General features: G+C 37.7%; 17 protein-coding genes. 10 read left to right on the top strand and 7 right to left on the bottom strand.

Features of this window, described 5'->3' with window-relative positions; genetic code table 11:
- Position 1: 1 nt before the first annotated feature.
- From D0T53_RS12470 to D0T53_RS12455, 4 genes are all read left to right on the top strand, one after another.
- Positions 2-766 (top strand): TIGR03915 family putative DNA repair protein, encoded by a 765-nt coding sequence (locus D0T53_RS12470; RefSeq protein WP_163268408.1) that lies wholly within the window; start codon positions 2-4, stop codon positions 764-766.
- A 121-nt stretch (positions 767-887) separates the two neighbouring features.
- On the top strand, positions 888-2,225 hold the full coding sequence (locus tag D0T53_RS12465; RefSeq protein ID WP_163268406.1) for a PhoH family protein: 1,338 nt from the start codon (positions 888-890) through the stop codon (positions 2,223-2,225).
- A 92-nt stretch (positions 2,226-2,317) separates the two neighbouring features.
- Complete coding sequence (locus D0T53_RS12460; RefSeq protein WP_163268404.1) at positions 2,318-2,605, top strand: GNAT family N-acetyltransferase; 288 nt, start codon at positions 2,318-2,320, stop codon at positions 2,603-2,605.
- A gap of 21 nt (positions 2,606-2,626) precedes the next feature.
- Entirely contained in the window at positions 2,627-2,854 is a 228-nt protein-coding gene (locus D0T53_RS12455) for a (4Fe-4S)-binding protein (RefSeq protein WP_163268402.1), read from the top strand.
- Between the two features lie 84 nt (positions 2,855-2,938).
- On the opposite strand, the gene D0T53_RS12450 is transcribed toward D0T53_RS12455, so the two are convergent.
- The 5 genes from D0T53_RS12450 to D0T53_RS12430 form a co-directional block, all read right to left on the bottom strand.
- Positions 2,939-3,622, bottom strand: coding sequence for a porin family protein (locus D0T53_RS12450; RefSeq protein WP_163268400.1), 684 nt, complete (start codon positions 3,620-3,622; stop codon positions 2,939-2,941).
- 100 nt (positions 3,623-3,722) lie between these two features.
- Positions 3,723-4,493, bottom strand: a complete 771-nt coding sequence (locus D0T53_RS12445; RefSeq protein WP_163268398.1) for an outer membrane beta-barrel protein — start codon at positions 4,491-4,493, stop codon at positions 3,723-3,725.
- Positions 4,494-4,681: 188 nt separating this feature from the next.
- Positions 4,682-4,912 (bottom strand): winged helix-turn-helix domain-containing protein, encoded by a 231-nt coding sequence (locus tag D0T53_RS12440; RefSeq protein WP_163268396.1) that lies wholly within the window; start codon positions 4,910-4,912, stop codon positions 4,682-4,684.
- Positions 4,913-5,070: 158 nt separating this feature from the next.
- Positions 5,071-5,478, bottom strand: a complete 408-nt coding sequence (locus tag D0T53_RS12435) for a hypothetical protein (protein WP_163268394.1) — start codon at positions 5,476-5,478, stop codon at positions 5,071-5,073.
- A 37-nt stretch (positions 5,479-5,515) separates the two neighbouring features.
- Positions 5,516-6,676 (bottom strand): OmpA family protein, encoded by a 1,161-nt coding sequence (locus D0T53_RS12430; RefSeq protein WP_163268392.1) that lies wholly within the window; start codon positions 6,674-6,676, stop codon positions 5,516-5,518.
- 785 nt (positions 6,677-7,461) lie between these two features.
- On the opposite strand from D0T53_RS12430, the gene purL reads away from it, so the two are divergent.
- Both purL and D0T53_RS12420 read left to right on the top strand, forming a co-directional pair.
- Positions 7,462-11,145: a phosphoribosylformylglycinamidine synthase gene (purL, locus tag D0T53_RS12425; protein ID WP_163268390.1), complete on the top strand. Its 3,684-nt coding sequence runs from the start codon at positions 7,462-7,464 to the stop codon at positions 11,143-11,145.
- Between the two features lie 166 nt (positions 11,146-11,311).
- Positions 11,312-12,796: a putative transporter gene (locus tag D0T53_RS12420; protein ID WP_163268388.1), complete on the top strand. Its 1,485-nt coding sequence runs from the start codon at positions 11,312-11,314 to the stop codon at positions 12,794-12,796.
- A 494-nt stretch (positions 12,797-13,290) separates the two neighbouring features.
- Here D0T53_RS12420 and D0T53_RS12415 read toward each other — a convergent pair whose 3' ends face one another.
- Together D0T53_RS12415 and D0T53_RS12410 are read right to left on the bottom strand one after the other, a co-directional pair.
- Positions 13,291-13,896: a hypothetical protein gene (locus D0T53_RS12415; RefSeq protein ID WP_163268386.1), complete on the bottom strand. Its 606-nt coding sequence runs from the start codon at positions 13,894-13,896 to the stop codon at positions 13,291-13,293.
- A gap of 7 nt (positions 13,897-13,903) precedes the next feature.
- Entirely contained in the window at positions 13,904-14,617 is a 714-nt protein-coding gene (locus D0T53_RS12410) for a S24 family peptidase (protein WP_163268384.1), read from the bottom strand.
- Between the two features lie 86 nt (positions 14,618-14,703).
- Here D0T53_RS12410 and D0T53_RS12405 point away from each other — a divergent pair, with 86 nt between their 5' ends.
- From D0T53_RS12405 to D0T53_RS12390, 4 genes are read left to right on the top strand one after another with little or no spacing between them, the layout of a single operon-like run.
- Positions 14,704-14,907 carry a hypothetical protein gene (locus tag D0T53_RS12405; protein WP_163268382.1) on the top strand — a complete coding sequence of 68 codons (204 nt, stop codon included), beginning with the start codon at positions 14,704-14,706 and terminating at the stop codon, positions 14,905-14,907.
- Entirely contained in the window at positions 14,904-15,092 is a 189-nt protein-coding gene (locus D0T53_RS12400) for a hypothetical protein (protein ID WP_163268380.1), read from the top strand. Before D0T53_RS12405 ends, D0T53_RS12400 begins: the two co-directional genes overlap by 4 nt.
- Before the next feature lie 55 nt (positions 15,093-15,147).
- Complete coding sequence (locus tag D0T53_RS12395) at positions 15,148-17,217, top strand: hypothetical protein (RefSeq protein ID WP_163268378.1); 2,070 nt, start codon at positions 15,148-15,150, stop codon at positions 17,215-17,217.
- Between the two features lie 21 nt (positions 17,218-17,238).
- On the top strand, positions 17,239-18,039 hold the full coding sequence (locus tag D0T53_RS12390) for an ATP-binding protein (RefSeq protein ID WP_163268376.1): 801 nt from the start codon (positions 17,239-17,241) through the stop codon (positions 18,037-18,039).
- Positions 18,040-18,098: the final 59 nt, after the last annotated feature.

Raw genomic sequence — 18,098 nt, 5'->3', positions numbered from 1 at the left:
CATGATAGCATTCCGTTACGATAAAACATTCGAAGGTTTTCTGACAGGAGTATTTGAGGCTTACGATAAAAAAGTGTTTCCCGAAAAATTTCTGTCCGAGAGTGAACTTGCGCCTTTGTTTGCCGAAGAAGTTATTAGCATCGAAACCGATGATAACAAAGCGTATCGTGTTTGGCAGGGATTGCTGAAAAAATTGTCGAAAACCGCATGCCAGACGATATGGATGGTTTGGTTGTCGGAAAAAGCAGATGTTGAGGAACTTTTGTTGCGTTATATCCGTAAGGTTTTTGCCGCACAAAAATTTGCGGAAACCAACTTTGGCGACCCCGATGTTCTCGAAATGTCGCAGATTGCAAAAATGGTAGGCCGCGAGGCCGAGCATATCCGCCAGTTTACCCGATTTCAGAAAGCTGCCGATGGTATATTTTTCGCTCCTGTTACAGCAGCGTGTAATGCCTTGCCTTTATCAATCAATTACTTTAAAGACCGTTTTGCCGATCAGCAATGGATAGTATATGATATAGAACGTAAATACGGTTTTTTTTACGACCTGAAAACTGTTACGGAAATAACCCTTGATGGCGAAGGTAACCACTTACTAACAGGAAAGTTGGATGACGAACTGATGGATAAAGACGAAAAGCTTTTTCAGGAAATGTGGAAGGGCTATTTTAAAGCTTTAACCATTAAAGAACGGATAAACCTTAAATTGCAGCGCCAGCACATGCCCCGTCGTTTTTGGAAATACCTTACCGAAAAACAATAATTAATTTCGTCAGCCTCTTGTAGTTACCTGTTGTCTTAGCTTTTTAGTAAAACAGAAATGCCTTAAACTTGTTATAGAAGAGAGAAAGGTTTGTTCTTGAAAAACTAAAAAACAAAATACTATGGCAGCGAAAAGTAAGAAAAAAAAGAACTTCGTTTTAGATACAAATGTAATTCTGCATGATTTCAGATGTCTCGAAAATTTTGAGGAAAACGATATATACATCCCAATTGTAGTGTTGGAAGAACTGGATAGGTTTAAAAAGGGAAACGAGCAGATAAATTATAATGCCCGTGAGTTTTTACGCCATCTGGATAGTATAACCGATGATAATCTGTTTAAGAAAGGTTCGCCCATAGGCGAAGGGTTGGGGATGTTGTATATCGAGACTAAATACAATCCGAACGACCGGATATCGGAAGTTTTTCCCGAAAGGATTCCCGATCATCGTATTTTGTCGGCTTTGTTGGCTATATCGGAACGAGATCCAAAAACGAAAACAATTTTGGTAACCAAAGATATAAACTTGCGGATGAAAGCCCGTTCGTTAGATCTTTTGGCTGAGGATTATATAAACGATAAGGTTCCCGATGTTTACTTGTTCGAACAGCTTCATAAAACAATAGGCGATATGGATTCGGCTATGATCGACCGTATTTATAGCGAACCCGAGGGTGTTGATGTATCGGAATTTGATTTCGATACACCGATACAGCCTAACGAGTGTTTTGTTCTGAAAAACGGGAAAAAGAGCGTGCTTGTTCGATATAATCCGTTTACACGCAAAATTGTACGGATCGAAAAGCAGACAAATTACGGAATTCAGCCTCGCAATGCCGAACAGGCCTTTGCCTTCGATGTATTGTCCGATCCCGAAGTCAAGCTTGTAGCCCTTACGGGCAAAGCCGGGACGGGTAAAACGCTGCTGGCTTTAGCTTCGGCATTAAAGCAAAGCGACGAATACAACCAGATATTACTGGCTCGTCCCATAGTAGCTTTAAGCAACAAAGAATTGGGATATTTGCCCGGCGACGAAAAACAGAAAATAGCCCCGTATATGCAACCCTTGTTCGATAATCTGAATGTTATCCGAAGCCATCTTAATTATTCGGGAGCAGAGGCCAAAAATATAGAGGTGCTTCAGAACGAAAAGCGGCTGGAAATAGAAGCTTTGGCATATATCAGGGGGCGTAGCTTGTCCGAAACGTTTTGTATTGTGGATGAGGCTCAGAACCTGACACCCCACGAAATAAAAACTATAATAACCCGTGCCGGAGAAAATACTAAAATGGTGTTTACGGGCGATTTACAGCAGATAGATTCGCCCTATCTCGATTCGCAATCGAACGGGCTGGCATACATGATTGATAAAATGAACGGGCAGGAATTGTTTGCCCATGTGAACTTGTTGAAAGGAGAGCGAAGCGAATTGTCGGAGTTGGCGAGTACATTGTTGTAACTTGCATTCTTCTTTGTTTTTAAAGAAACAATATCCGCTTCTTTGGTGTTTAAGTAGTATTAGTTAAGATATCGAATAAAAAATTATAATTTATGGAAAAAAGAGAATTGGTAAATAATACCGAGGAAAGCCAGTACGAGTTTCATATAGGCAAATATATGGCAAAAATAGAGTATATAATTACACAAAAAGGCGAAATATACCTTACCCATACCGAAGTGCCTATACCATTGGAGGGGCAGGGTATTGCCAGCGATTTAGCAGAGCAGGTTCTGGCCGATATCGATAAGCAAGGCTTAAGATTGGTTCCCTTGTGTCCGTTTATTGTTGGGTATTTGCAAAAACATCCCGATTGGAGACGCTTAGTTATAAGAAAATAAGAGTATAAAAGAAGCAGAACTATGGATAAAGATAAAAAAATAGAATATAGTAACGGCGAGTTAACCATTGTATGGCAACCGGGGTTGTGTATACATTCGGGAATATGTGTACATACACTACCTAAAGTATATAATCCAAACGAAAGGCCGTGGGTAAAAATAGGGAACGCCACTACAGAAGAATTGATTAATCAGGTAGATATGTGTCCGTCGGGAGCATTAAGCTATCGGCTGGAGAAGAAGAAGTAATAGAACAGCTCTAAGTGAGTGAACATAAATAAAAAAAGATGGCAATTGCCATCTTTTTTGTTTCCTTATTTAAAATAACGAAGCTTAGAATATTTTGTACCCGATAGTAAGGTAAGCATTACGATTTTTGAGTTTATCTCCGCTTTCCCATTCTTTTCCGGCAAGATTAGTTAAACCAAATTCGTATCCAAGGTTTACATAAAATTTAGAGATTTCAACACCTACAGCTCCGGTTAATCCCATGTCAAACTTTTTAATTCCACCTTTGTCTTCGTCAAATGTACTTTCTTTTTGGTTAAAGCTGTATTCTGGATCAATAGGATCTACATATTTAACTTTTGTTTTACCACCAATTCCGTAAGCGAAATAAGGTCCGGCAGCAAGATTAACTCCAATTCCAGGAACACTTATATTGTATCCTGCCATAATTGGCACTTGAAGGAACATCGCATTTGACTTTTGTTCGAACTTATAGGTTACATCTTCATACTCATCGTATTCCGATTCGTCTATTTTATAGCCTTTTGTGGTTAATGCTAAACCCGATTGAATAAATATGCCGGTTAATGGAATATTTGCTTTCACATCGAGCCCTACTTGAAATCCGGCTTTTGCTTTAGTGTCAAAATCAGTTTCATCATCGTAACTTACATTCGATAGGTTTGCTCCGGCTTTAACTCCTAGCGAAATAGGTAGCTGGGCAAATGCGTTGGCGCTGATAAATGTTGCGGCAACAAGCAGTACAAGAACTCTCACAGTTTTTTTCATAATGGATTTAATTTAAATTATTACCTAAAAACGTCCGAAAGATAATTTAAATTTACATATTTTACAATATATTATTGTCCTTTTATTGCAAAAACAAATATCAAAAGACTTTGTAGCCAAGAGTAATATACATTGTTCGGTTCTTTAAACTTTCTACATTAAATACATCAACTCTATTCATTTTAGCAATATTCGAAAGTCCTAACTCATAACCGTAAGAAAGGCTGAATCTGGAATAGTCGACACTGATAACACCATTTAAACCCATGTCAAAATTCTTTAATATATCGTCAAATGTGTCAAACTCTTTATTTATGTTAGTTTGATATGGGGGGCGGCCAATGTTGAATATAGTTCTATTTCCTTTGCTTTTTGTTTTACCCAAAACTCCGTAAGAAAAATATGTACCTCCCGCCAGATTAATATTGAATTTGCTTAATTTCATATTATAGCCAACCATAATCGGAATTTGGATATATGTAGCTTTAATTTTCATTTTGGCGTCAGTCCGTTTTCTACTTATATTAACGTATTCAGCATTATTCTGTGTGAAAAAATAATATAAAGCACCATTCGATTTTAAATTCCAATCGAAACCTTTGTTTGAGAGGGTAACACCTGATTGTACGAAAAAGTTAGAGGAAGGTATATCCATTTGAACATCTACTCCTAGCTGATACCCAACTCGGGAATCGATGCTATGTCCCGATCCGTTATTACTTTTCCAATTTTCAATATATTGGGCTTCCATATCTATGTGTGAGATGTTTGCGCCAGCTTTGGCTTTTATCGATATTGGAAGGCGTGCCGAAATATTGGACGTAATAAACAGCGCACAAATAACAAGTAAGGCTTTCGGTTTGAATTTCATTATAATTGTTGGTAATAGTTAAAAGCTCAAAAATAATATTTTTTGACATACTATTACATAAAAAAACAAAAAAAACAAAAAAACAAAAAAACAAAAGGAGCGGATATATAATCCGTTCTCCTCTTGCTTGCAATTTAAATATTGATAACCCAAAATATTATTTTCGGGTTAAGGAGTGTATTTTATCGTCAAACGCTCATAATTTCTTGCTGTTGAGAGTCTTTAAGTTGGGTATAAAGAATTTCGTTGTCGAGCGAAAGTGTTATAGCATTGTTTTTGAGCATCCAACCTAATGTCATATATATGAATGCTTCAGAACAATTGGTCTGTTCACTCAGTTCTTTTATGTTAAGTTTTCCATTACGCGACAGCAATACCCATATAGTCCACGCATTTAGTTCAATATCCTGCTTCAACATATCTATCTTTCGTTTTTATCGATTCTTATTCTGTTAATGCTTTCGTCCTTTCCCCTTTGTTATGAGGTCTGATCACTTTATCAAGAAATAACAGGAGAAATATCTTCATCAGATAGAGGATATTGTCTCCTGCTTTCTTCGGTTAGGTATAATGCTTCTTAGTTAAGCTTCTTTTTAGCTGCATCAAGAGCCTTTTGGGTCTCGGTTTCTGCTTTGTCAACACTTTTTTGTATTTCACCTTTAGCGTCTTTAGCAGTTTGTTCTATCGACTCTTTTGTGTCGCTCAGCGTTTTTTTTGCGCTCGAAACTCCTTCGTTAACTTTTTTCGAAGCGTCGTCGGCAGCCTTGTTAACCGATTCTTTTGCGTTTTCGTAGCTTTCGGTTGCTTTTTCGGTTGCCGTATTCACGGTTTCGTCTATTGTTGAAGATGCCTCACTTGCAGCTTTGTTAACCGATTCTTTAGCTTCTTGATAGCTGTCGGCAGCTTTTTCTTTTGCGCTCTGATCGCACGATGCAAATGTTAGAACAGATGCCACAGCAAATATTGTTACAAATATTTTTTTCATTTCGATTTTTGTTTTAAAATTGTTCAATTAATATCTATTATTCAATGTACATAATTACGGCACGGTTCCATTCGGTTGTGCTGAAAGGAGGATTAGCCATACCTTCCCATTCAACTTTTACGCGTTCGGGGCTGATACCATATTTTCCTGTTATAAGATCTGCAACATTCTGGGCACGTTGTCTCGATAGTTTTTCGTTAATAGCGGGTGTTCCTGTTGCTTTATCGGTGTATCCGATTACACGAACCTTAGCACTTGCGTTATCTTTCAAATATTTAGCAACGTTGTAAATATTTACTTCCTGATGCGATTGAATTTTTGTTCCGTTTAGCGGGAATAATACCACGTTGTTAACCGGTTCTTGCGATTTTTCTACAACTTTCACAACTTCTTTTACAACAACCTCAGGTTCCGATTTAACAGCCGGACGGTTCGTTAAAGACGCTATTTGAGCACGTTGATTGTTAATTGTGTTGTTTAATGCATCAATTTCGGACTGATCTCTTAATTCGGCAACTTCGAATCCTTTGTTTCCTAAAGTATAAACCAAACTAGCCGAAGCCGATCCTAGTACGTCGTAGCTGTGTTTTGTGTGAGATCTTCTGTCTACTTCGTCTTTCAATAATTTACCCGAGAATTCGATATCCAAAGCTAGTTTATCGCTAATCAAATTGAACCGGTTTATAATACCCACGTCAATAGTGGCACTGTGTACATGGTGAGGAGAACTTAATCCGCCAAGATTTTTATAATCGTAAGTATAAGTCCATCCTGCGCCGGCAAAAGGTATAAAGTTATAAACGCGGCTTCGGTTGTAGTTCATAAAATAGTTTGTCATGTTCCACATTAGAGTAACGTCGGTACTTACAAACTTGTTACGAGTCATTGTTGAAGCATTGTTGTTAAATGTGTGAAGATTTGTTAACCCCGAAGCTCTCACTCGTGCTCCGAAATACGGATTAAACCATTTACCAAACTGAATTGTAGGTGCAACGGTTATACGATCGAGAAATTTTGCATCGGCATCGTCGTCACCAAAATATACATTTCCGCTGGCACCGGCTCCAATAAACCAGTTATCCCAAAATCCATTCTTTACAAAGGTTGTGTTTCTGCCCGGTTCATTATTTTCAGTTTGGGCCGAAACAGTAGCAACTCCCATAGCAATAAATGCTAAAAAAAATACAACTTTTTTCATAATTCAAAATTTTTATATACAACTTTTTTTATTAATAATTTGTTATTTAGTGTTTTAACGAGTTCGTTCCTCATTCTTTAAAGGGCGTAAAAGCTAACCTCTACAGAATATCCTGTAACAGTATCTTTCTTTTATACGTATCGGGGGGTGCTTAAGCTATGCGCTTAGAAGACCTTTTTTAAATTCCAGTTGTCCCTCTGTTGTTTATTAAGCGCCTCGAGCCTTTATAACCTTCTTTAATCCCTAACCTTTCTATAAACAATCAATTCCGATCTTATGTTTACACTATTCATCAACTCCTGATAAATTCTTGTATTGTGTCTAAAAGATCGTTTAGTAATTAAACATTAAAAAAAAAAAAATGTTCATTTCAGTTCTTCAAATAAAAAAATAATACGGGTTGCATTTTGTGTTTTCGGGTAGACCTATTGTTCTGAAAACCTTTTTGGGAGAGGCTTGTGCGAATTAATGGTTGGCGGGTAAGGCTTTTTTTAGCTGAAAAAATATTTTTAATAAATTATAGCTTACTACAATATTTTGTAGCCTTTATAGCCTTTCTTTCATCCGACCTTCTAAAAAGATATTGAAATTAACAACCGTAATTTTATCGATAACGATAAATTTTAATCGCTCTTGTAGTGTTTCTTCAGGTATTTTAGGCGCTAAACAAACAGCATTGAATTTTTGAGTATTTAAACATTAAAAACAGCATATTAATCTCCTTATTTTTCATTAACTTTGCAATCCAAAACAATAGAATATCAGTAATAACATATATTGTAAATATGATTTCTTTTTTTAAGACCTCATCGGGGAGTATTATTGCTGTACAAACAGCCTCCAACCTTTCATCAGAAAACATTCAGCGTTTAATCTGGCTTTTTAGCGAAGCACAACCTATGGATGCCGAAACAGTAGACGGCTTTTTTGTTGGTCCTCGCCGCGAAATGATTACGCCATGGAGTACCAATGCCGTAGAAATAACCCAGAACATGGGTGTGGAAGGTATTGTTAGGATAGAAGAGTTTTTTGCTGTAAACAGTAAAGATGCCGAGCACGACAGTATGCTTCAGCGAGTATACGGAAAGCTCGATCAGGATATGTTTACCATAGATAAAAAACCAGAGCCTATTATCGAAATAGATAATATTGAAGCTTATAACAAACAGGAAGGTTTAGCCCTGAGCGAGGACGAAATAGACTATCTGAACGGTATAAGTAAAAAGCTGGGACGAAAACTTACCGATAGCGAGGTTTTTGGATTTTCGCAGGTAAACTCCGAGCATTGCCGTCATAAAATATTCGGCGGGGTTTTTGTTATCGATGGAGAAGAAAAAGAAAGCTCGTTGTTTAATCTGATAAAGAAAACATCGAAAGTAAACCCGAATAAATTAATTTCGGCTTACAAAGATAATGTAGCGTTTAGCGATGGCCCTAGCATTGAGCAATTTGCCCCTGCAAGTGGCGATAAGCCCGACTTTTTTAAAACAAAAGCTATAAAATCGGTTATTTCGTTGAAAGCCGAAACACATAATTTCCCAACTACAGTAGAACCATTCAATGGAGCCGCAACAGGATCGGGAGGCGAAATACGCGACCGCTTGGCAGGAGGTAAAGCCTCGTTGCCAATTGCAGGTACGGCTGTTTATATGACATCGTATCCGCGTACAAAAGAGGGACGCGATTGGGAAAACGTGATGCCCGAAAGACCTTGGTTATATCAAACTCCGGAAGAAATATTGATTAAAGCATCGAATGGTGCTTCCGATTTTGGTAATAAATTCGGGCAACCGCTTATCTGCGGTTCGTTACTGACATTCGAACATCTTGAAAATCAGAAAAAGTTTGCATACGATAAAGTGATTATGCTTGCCGGAGGGGTTGGTTTTGGAAACAAACGCGATGCCTTGAAGGGCGAACCCGTAGCCGGAGAAAAAGTAGTTTTGCTTGGTGGCGACAACTACCGTATCGGTATGGGTGGTGGTGCTGTTTCGTCTGTCGATACGGGAGTATATTCGAGCGGAATAGAACTAAATGCTATACAACGATCGAATCCGGAAATGCAAAAACGTGCATCGAATGTAATTCGTACACTTGCCGAATCGGACGAGAACCCGATTGTTTCGATTCACGACCATGGTGCAGGAGGACACTTAAATTGCCTTTCGGAGTTGGTTGAAAAGACAGGGGGAGTTATCGAAATTTCGAAACTGCCTGTGGGCGATCCTACTTTGTCGTCGAAAGAAATTGTAGGAAACGAAAGTCAGGAGCGTATGGGGCTTATCATCCCTGAAAGCGCAGCCGAAAAAATGCAGCAGATAGCCGCTCGCGAACGTTCGCCTATGTATATTATAGGAGAAACCACAGGCGATATGAAGTTTGTTTTTGAACAAGCCGATGGCAAACGCCCGATAGACTTGGAACTCGAAGACTTTTTCGGGAAAGCTCCTCGTACAGTAATGACAGACACTACTGTTGACGAAACATATACAAACCCCGATTATAGTATCGATAATCTGGAGACATATCTGAAAGATGTTCTTCAATTAGAGGCTGTGGCATGTAAAGACTGGTTGACAAATAAGGTAGACCGTTCGGTTACAGGTAAAGTTGCACGCCAGCAATGTCAGGGCGAAATTCAGTTGCCATTGAGCGACCTTGGAGCTGTGGCATTGGACTATCGCGGAAAATCGGGTATTGCAACATCTATAGGTCATGCACCTCAGGTAGCAATGGTTGACCCCGAAGCGGGTTCGGTTATGGCTATTGCCGAGGCTCTGACTAACATCGTATTTGCTCCGTTTACCGAAGGGCTTAAAAGCATATCGTTAAGCGCCAACTGGATGTGGCCTTGTAAAAATCCGGGCGAAGATGCCCGATTATATAGTGCGGTTCAGGCATGTTCTGATTTTGCTTGCGAATTAGGAATAAACATACCTACAGGTAAGGACTCGTTGTCGATGACTCAAAAATATGGCGACGAAAAAGTTTATTCTCCCGGAACGGTTATTATATCGGCAGCCGGCGAAGTTAGCAATATCCGTAAAATTGTGTCGCCAGTATTGGCTTATATAAAAGGTACATATCTTTATTACCTCGACTTCTCGTTCGATTCGTTCAAACTTGGCGGTTCGGCTTTTGCTCAAACAATGGGTAAGTTGGGCGAAGAGGTTCCTACGGTGAAAGATACAGAGTATTTCAAAAATACGTTTAACGCGGTGCAAGAGCTTATTAACCGTAACCTTATTATTGCAGGGCACGATGTGTCGGCAGGGGGTATGATTACTGCTATGCTCGAAATGTGCTTCGCTAATCCTCAGGGTGGGCTTGATGCACGTCTCGATAAATTGCAACACAGCGACATTATCAAAATATTATTCTCCGAAAATCCGGGAGTGCTTATTCAGGTAAAACACCACCATTTGGTTGAGAAAATCCTGAACGATTATGGTATAGGTTATGCAATTGTTGCACGCCCTATTGAGGAACGTAAACTGATAGTTTCGAAAGATACTTATACTAAGGAGTTTGATATTGATAAACTTCGCGATGTGTGGTACGAATCGTCTTATCTGCTCGATCGTAAACAAAGCGGAGCAGAATTGGCTAAGGAGCGTTTCGAGAATTATAAAAACCAACCGCTTCAATTCAAATTCGATACCGAATTTACAGGGCGTCTGGCTCAGTATGACTTAAGCCCTAACCGCGAAGCTCGGTTAGGAACTAAAGCTGCTATTATTCGCGAAAAGGGTACTAATGGCGAACGTGAAATGGCTTATTCTCTTTACCTTGCAGGGTTCGATGTTAAAGACGTGCACATGACCGACTTGGCTTCGGGCAGGGAAACGCTGGAAGATATTAACCTGATTGTTTTCTGTGGAGGTTTTTCTAACTCCGACGTACTTGGCTCAGCAAAAGGATGGGCAGGAAGCTTTATGTTTAACGAAAAAGCAAAAACTGCATTAAAAAACTTTTATGCACGGAAGGATACTTTAAGCCTTGGTGTTTGTAATGGTTGCCAGCTGATGATGGAGTTAGGCTTGGTTTATCCCGATCATGAGGAAAAACCAAGAATGGATCATAACAAATCGCATAAATTCGAATCTACTTTCCTTAGCGTCGAAATACCTCAGAATAACTCTGTTATGTTCGGCTCTCTGTCGGGTTCGAAACTAGGTATCTGGGTTGCGCATGGCGAAGGCCGCTTTGTTTTACCTAAACAAGAGTCGGAATACAATATTGTAGCTAAATACATCTACGACGGGTATCCCGGTAATCCTAACGGTTCGGATTATAATACTGCGGGAGTTTGTTCGGCCGATGGACGTCACTTGGCTATTATGCCGCATCTCGAACGTGCGTTGTTCCCATGGCAGTGTGCATATTATCCGTTCGAGCATCGTAAAGACGATGTTACTCCTTGGATCGAGGCATTTGTTAATGCCCGTAAATGGATCGAAAACAGATAAGAATATCTCTTCAATATATTGAGTTAATATATCATTTATCGAAAAAGTAAGAGTCCGTACGAGGGCTCTTACTTTTTTTGTATAGTGTTGAATAAAATTACTACCTTTACTTATAATTGATGTAGGTGTTTTTTATTTCTTTTTTATTGTTGTAAAAAATAGGAATATGCATTGGTTGGAAAGTTTATTGTTTGGCGATGGTGTCGCCCATAGTATTTTACTCTTCGCGCTTGTTATAGTAACAGGTATTGCCCTTGGCAAATTAAAATTTAAAGGAGTTTCTTTTGGGATAACATTTGTTCTTTTTGCCGGACTATTGGCAGGGCATTTCGGGATGAAAATAAACCCCGAAGTACTACATTTCATGAAAGAGTTTGGGCTTATACTTTTCGTGTATTCGATAGGATTGCAGGTTGGACCCGGATTTTTGTCATCGTTTAAAAAAGGCGGGCTTCAATTAAATATGTTGGCTACAGGCATCGTTTTTCTGGGCGTAACAGTAACAATAGTTTTACATTATGTAACCGATATTCCTATGCAAACTATGGTGGGTATTATGTCGGGGGCAGTAACTAATACTCCCGGTTTGGGTGCTGCACAGGAGGCTTATTACGATATACATGGTGTTTCCGATACGTCTGTTGCAATGGGCTATGCTGTTGCTTATCCGTTGGCAGTTGTGGGTATTATAGGCTCTATTATTTTTATAAGGTATGTTTTTCGGGTAAACATGGAAGAAGAGTCTGCTAAATTGTCCGATCCTCAGGGTAAAAAATCGGCAGTCGAACTTTTATCGTTGGAAGTGAATAACCCGGCTGTTTTTGGGATGACCATCCGCGAAATAGCCACATTGCTCGAAGGTAAAAAGTTTATAGCTTCGCGGGTTTTGCATAGCCGGAACGAGCAGGTCGAAATAGCATCGTCTCAAACTGTATTAAACAAGGGCGATAAAATATATGTGGTAACCACGCCTAAAGATCGTTATACTATTATAGCGTTTGTGGGTAATAGTATCGATATGTCGACCGACGATTGGGATATTCTCGATAAGCAGCTCGTATCGAAGCGTGTATTGGTAACACGCTCAAAAGTGAATGGTAAAACGATAAGGGAACTTAACCTGAGAGCTAATTTCGGTATAAATATAACACGGGTAAACCGCGCCGGAGTAGATTTAATAGCCCAACCCAATCTGAAATTGCAAATAGGCGACAGGGTAACAATTGTGGGCGATTCCAATGCTATACAAGGTGTTATAGAGGCTTTGGGCAATAAAATGAAAAGATTGAATGAACCTCACCTTATTTCTATTTTTATAGGGGTGTTTCTTGGCGTTTTGCTGGGTAGTATTCCTTTTACACTACCGGGAGTTCCCCAGCCAATAAAATTAGGATTGGCAGGAGGGCCTCTGATTGTTGCCATATTAATGAGTGTGCTGGGGGCAAAGTATAAGCTTATTACCTACACAACAATTAGCGCAAACCTTATGCTGAGGGAAATAGGCATTTGTTTTTTTCTCGCATGTGTAGGCTTGAGTGCAGGAGAAGACTTTGTGGGAACCATTCTGTACGGGGGAGGACTTTCTTGGATTGGCTATGGCATTATTATAACTCTAATTCCACTTTTTATTGTGGGAATGTATGGGGGATAAAACAAAATGTGCATGTGTAAATGTGCGTAAAAACGCATGAATTATATAAGTATCAATCAGTTATATGTAAAAGTAGCACTGTGAGGTGCAGAAACGAAATGTACATTCCATAGTGATTGGATGGTGATTATAGAGTGAAAAGGATGCAGTGATGTGTCCTTTTTTTGTATTTGTGCCTGAAACAGCACTAAAACAGGCTATTTCGGTGCTTTTTGCACCTGATTGAAGTTGCTTAAATGCCATATAAACCTTCTTTAAACTACATATAAAAAGAGTACAGAATGCGTGTGAATATATTGATTTTTTTCAGCACTACTGTGTACACTTCTGCAACACTTCTGCAAAAAGTGCATATTTTTATTGTTGGTTTATATATCATACTGATAAAAATATCCAATAAGAATGGTTATAGTATTTGAGATTGCACCCATAATCAGCAATAAAAAACAAACTCAAATAGCTTAATGTATTGATAAACAAATGCTTTACTTTGTTTAGTCTTGTTTCGTATTCACGCACCGAATGAAGCGATCTATTGGAAAACTATTTGTACTAAAATCGCATTGAAATAATGGATCAACTTTCTTTGACATGTATTTGATTGCTTCATTGCTATCTGATAAAGAATAATCTCTTTTTAATACCTGAACAATATTGAATTTGTTATCAGTCCAGTCATTAGGTGGAAAAAACTGCTTCCAAAATGGATCATTAGGTGATAATGTAAATTCTTCACCTTCATATTCTCGTAACTGCCAATGATATCTATCACCATCCGCTTTGAATTCTTGCGATTTTGGATATAATAAAGCACAAGCAATTGCCAAATTATATTCACGCTCTAGCAGGTCACATTCACAGTTAGGATGCAATTTTTGAACTTCCTGATAGAATTTATAGAATGGTTTTATTTCATTGGTGTCAGTTAGAAGCAAAATGGATATCTTTTGCATTTCTTCTTTCGTTTTACAAGTAGAAAAGAAAAAAATATTGCTTTTTATATATTCTGTCAATGATTTAGGTACTTCATATTGAATGCCAAAATTCACCAATGGTTTTGCTTCTACTTTCTTTTTACTAAAAAAACTAAATAGCTTCATATTCTTATTATTGCATTGTGTTATATCTAATACTTGCTTTCACCAATGCAATAGTTGATATTGCTGAAATAGGGATGTCCATTGGCTTGAAGTGATCATTGTATGAAACTAATTTTACATAACCTTCTTTGTTTGATTCATTCACATATTTCACAACAACATATTCATCACCATTGATTTCATAAGCAAGTATGTATATATCACCTAAATGAAGATAATTGATATCATGTATCATCTTGAAAACAACAATGTCGCCTGATTTCAGCAATGGATACATACTATCACCTGTGATAAACACTGCACCATCAACCTTTGAAAGATTTGGAATTCGCAAAGTATCAATCACATTCTGTTTTCCACCTGCAAAAAGTGATTTCAATCCTGCTGCTGCACTTATTTCATACAATGGAATGCTTTGTATATCATAATTTTTTTCAACCACCTTTGGCGAGCGTTTGTAGTTTGTTTCAATTTCTTCATCAATCTGTTTTATCATACTTCCTTTTTCAGAAATAAGCCAATCAATATTAATTTTGTCAGAATATTCTGAATCCAATAATCTTTCAAAAAAGTCAAAACTTGGTTTTGCTTTTCCATTGATTATGTCATAAACCACCTGTGAACGTTCATATCCTAATGACTTTGCAAAAGCATTCCTATTGACACCTAAGAAATCTATCATTTGTTCCAATCTTTCAGAAACATCTGTATTTTTTTTCATTTTTATTTGTTTATTCAGAATATTCTGTATTTATTTGTCGTTGTGATTGCGACAAAATTAATCAAATAATATAAATAGTCTTGAATATGACGACAAGAATTTTTTCATCGGAAGATATTAAGGATTTGAAAGTTCCTGCATTAGCTAGGAAACACAAATGCTCGGAAGATTATGTTCGTAGGGTATTAAAAGGTGATAGAGAAAGAAATTCTGAACTATCACAGAAAATTCTGAAAGATGCTATTGATTGGGTAGAAATATTAGAACGTGAAACAGTAGTTGAATTATGAAAACACAAGAATTGAAATGTGATGGTGTGTATAAATACACAGATCACAGCAAAAGCATAGATGTGATGTATTATGGAATGAATGATGAAGGCTATTTATTTATTCCATATAACAAACAAAAAGGACACTACAATGGTATTCCAAACACTTTGACCGAAAGTGAAGTAAAAAAACACATTTCTTGAATGGTTGCATGGGTGGTTCGATTCCACCCACAGGAGCAAAAAGCATTGATTAGTTATGAAAAAAGAAAATCCATACGAATATCACAATGAAACTTTAGGTGTGCAAGCACGCTTCTTATACAGTGGAGATAAAGTTTGTGAAGCACATGAAGATAGTTTGTGCCTTATTGGATATAAAGGATTAGCAAGCAGGATATCACGTGGTTCAATAATACGAATTCGACCACAAGCACCTAACACACCAATGTTAGTTTCATTTGATTCATTGCCTTATAAATGGCAGGAAGCAATTGTGCGTGTTTGGGGCAATGCACCAAAGTTGATCCAACAAACATTGTTTGAAAAGAACTTTGTGCGTGATTATGCTGCTTTTGACTTTTTCTGTTATCACAGATTTGAAGATCAATCAACTATTGAAAGACACCGAATTGACGAATATACACTGAATGCATCTGTATTGAACACTATTGAAAAGGTTTATGCAGAACGTGCAGCACTTCAACGCAGTTTGAGAAAAGGACGTGTGCGTGCTGATATATGGGAATCAATAACCAAAGATTGCACGCTATTCAAACAACAAATTCCACACACATTGCCTGAAAATGAACGCAGATTGCGTGAAAAATATAATCAATACAAAAAAGAAAGTTATAAATGCCTGATTCACAAAGGAAGGTTGAATGCTAATGCACTGAAAGTGGATGATGATCATATCACACTGCTGAATAATATGTTTGCAGGTATTGAACACAAACCGACCTATGCAGAAGTTGCACAGACTTATGAAGGTTTTTTGAATGGCTATGTTGAAGTGATCAACAATGAAACTGGTGAAATATACGATCCTAAAGCATACAGCACATTAAGTGTTGGCACTGTTTGGAATCACCTGTCTAAATGGGAAAACAAGATTGGAAATGAATTGGCACGAAGCGGTGACAGACAGAAATACATGGCAAAATTCAAGCCTTATCACAGACTGTTGCAACCACAATTTGCAGGATCATTGATTTCTATTGATGACAGACAGCCAGTGTTTGAGTATGCACCAGGCAAAAGAATGTGGTTCTACAATGGTATTGATTTAGGAAGTGAAGCATTTACATGTTGGGTTTGGGGCAAAAGCAAAGAAGGAATCATTTTGGACTTTTACCGACAAATGGTGCGTAATTACGCAGAATGGAATTTACCACTTCCTGCTGAATTGGAAGGTGAAATGAGTTTGAACTCTAGTTTCACAGATACTTTTCTAAAAGAAGGAAATATGTTCCAATATGTGAGAATCGAAGCAAACAATGCACGTGGTAAGCGTATAGAAGCATATTACAGACAATTAAGATATCAATACGAAAAGAAACGTGAAGGATGGTTGGCACGTCCATTTGCGATCAGTGAAGCTAATCAGGCACGCACGGACAAAAAACAAGTTATTCCATACGAAACTATTGTTGAAGGTTGTTTGCGTGACATTGAAACATGGAACAACAGTGAACACAGCAAAATAAAAGGAATGAGCCGTTGGGATGTGTTTGTAAGCATGCAGAATCCGAATGTGCGTCCGACCAATTATCATGGCATCCTTCCATATTTAGGATTCAAAGAAACAACATCAGTGAATGCAGGAATAATGAATTTCAGAAGTTCAAAATATCTGCTTGGATTGGATGGTGTGATCTGCACTGGTGACAGCCTGATCAAACTGATGCAACTGGTTGAAGGAAGTGATGTGGATATCTATTGGCTTGATGCCAATGATAGCAACGTACTGAAAGCACACATCTACATTGACAATCAATTCATCTGTGAAGCAATAGAACATCCAGGATATGGACGTGCAAGAATAGAACGCACGAAAGAAGATATGATCAACCGTGAATTGGTCAGCAAATATGTGAACACAATTGAAAGTTACGGACGCAGAAGCAAAAACGAACTTGAAAAAATCACTGTGATTGACAATATACCTGTGACAATTGGCAATTCATTCAAAATGCCTGGTCTGAACAAATACACACCATCCACTGAATCTGCAAAGGTATTATCAAATATAGATAATGAAGAAAATGAAATGCCTTTAAACAACAATAAAACATCGTTTAAACGAAGTTTAGCAAGCAATTTTTAAAATAATTAAAAGACTAAAAATATGGAAATTACAAGTTTATTCAAAGAAAAGGTTGTTGAAGATTTATTGATCAAACGCAACAATTTTGGTGGAACTGATGCTGCATTTGCACGATCAATGGAAATCAATCCATCTGTTTTCAGCAGACTGCAAAAAGGTGAACGTGACAAACTACTACCTGACAGTAAATGGTTACGTCTTGGACGTGAATTGGGTGTTCATGCAAATAAGCGTGATTGGGTATTGGTGGAAACTGATGTTTTCAGTCAGATACGTGAAGAAGTGTTGTTTTGCAAACAGTATTCCAAAAGTATGACATTCGCTGATGAAAGTGAAATTGGCAAAACTGAAACGCTGAAATACATGGCAAAAAGCCTAAAAAACTGCTTTTATATTGATTGCACACAATGCAAAAAACCAAATGCTTTCATTAAAAAACTTGCAACAGTTGTTGGTGTCAGTCCGAAAGGAAAATATGATGACATGAAAGAAGATACTAAATACTATCTGACATTACTTGAAGAACCAATTGTGCTGTTGGATGAATTTGGTGCTTTAAATAAAGATGCAAAAGGTTTGGTTCAGGAATATTGGAATGGCACAGAAGGACAATGTGCATGGTATGCAGTAGGTGGAAACGCTTATCGAAATCAATTGATAAATGGTGTTACAAATGATAAAGATTTCTTTCCTGAACTGTTTTCACGTTTTTCAGGCAATGTCAGTTCAATAGTTCCAAAAGAAAAGCACGAAAGACAAGATTTTTATAAAAAACTGGTAACAGATGTTTTGTCTGCAAACATTAAGGACTGTATAATATAATTGAAAAGTAGTCCACTAAAATAATTGAAAAGTATACCACCAGTTAGGTAAAATGTGTG

The sequence above is a fragment of the Dysgonomonas sp. 216 genome, from assembly GCF_010501065.1.
Lineage (GTDB): Bacteria > Bacteroidota > Bacteroidia > Bacteroidales > Dysgonomonadaceae > QVMM01.
The sequence above is the reverse complement of the archived record's forward strand: the minus strand, read 5'-3'. Positions and strand labels throughout refer to the sequence as shown.